Annotated in this window: 1 protein-coding gene; it reads right to left on the reverse strand. The window is 71.9% G+C overall.

The features are described 5' to 3' along the window. Nucleotides 1-537 (reverse strand): L-lactate permease (locus A9Z05_RS01520; RefSeq protein ID WP_176730126.1); only part of this gene is annotated, 537 nt, incomplete at both ends.

Genomic DNA, 537 nt, shown 5'->3' on the forward strand with positions numbered 1-537 from the left:
CCGTGCGCGGCGAACAGCGCCTTGAACGGCGCGATGCTCCACACGGTGACGACGGCCGTCAGGATCAGGAACGGCGACCACGCGCGCACGGTTTGCGCGAACGTGTACGGCGACGCCTGGCGGCTCGTGCCCGCCCCGTTGCCGCCCGCGCCGAACCCGGCGAGCGCCGCGCCGCCGCCGGACGCGACGATTGTGCCTGCCGTCTGCTTCGCGCTGCTCGGCTGCCAGACCTTCAGGAACGCGGCGAGCGACACGAGACTGACGAGCGACGACGTGATGTCCGGCAGCTCCGGCCCGATGTGGTTCGACGTGAAGTACTGCGTGACCGCGAAGCTGCCGCCCGCGACGAGTGCGGCCGGCCACGTCTGCCGTACGCCGCGCAGCCCGTCCATCATGAACACGAGCCAGAACGGCACCGCGAGCGACAGCAGCGGCAGCTGGCGGCCGGCCATCGCGCCGATGTGGAATGCGTCGATGCCCGTCACCTGCCCGGCGACGATGATCGGGATGCCCATCGCGCCGAACGCCACCGGCGCG

The organism is Burkholderia sp. A2, from assembly GCF_001729305.1.
GTDB lineage: Bacteria > Pseudomonadota > Gammaproteobacteria > Burkholderiales > Burkholderiaceae > Burkholderia > Burkholderia sola.